General features: G+C 54.3%; 1 protein-coding gene. It reads left to right on the forward strand.

Translation table 11 applies throughout. The annotated features are described in order from the left end of the window. Window positions 1-326, forward strand: a 326-nt coding sequence (locus tag Q0X97_RS11865; protein WP_302067764.1) for a contractile injection system protein, VgrG/Pvc8 family, incomplete at both ends; no start/stop codon positions are given.

Genomic DNA, 326 nt, shown 5'->3' on the forward strand with positions numbered 1-326 from the left:
TCCGCCGACGAAACCCGTTACCGTTTGATGTTAGAGCCGCGTTTAGCGGCTCTAACACATTTTACCGCCTCCCGTTTGTTTCAAAACCAATCCGTGCCCGACATCATCGCCGCGGTGTTGAAGCACCACCGCTTTGCCGGTGTCGATTTCCGCTTTAATACTTCGCGCGAATACAGTGTGCGCGAATATGTAACCCAGTATCAGGAAAGCGACTTCGCCTTCATCAACCGGCTGTGCGAGGAGGAAGGCATCTGGTACGCCTTCGAACAACATGAGGAGTATGGCGATGTGGCGGTATTCGGCGACGATGCCGGCCATTATTGCCG

It is taken from the genome of Neisseria sp. MVDL19-042950 (assembly GCF_030504625.1).
Classification (GTDB): domain Bacteria; phylum Pseudomonadota; class Gammaproteobacteria; order Burkholderiales; family Neisseriaceae; genus Neisseria.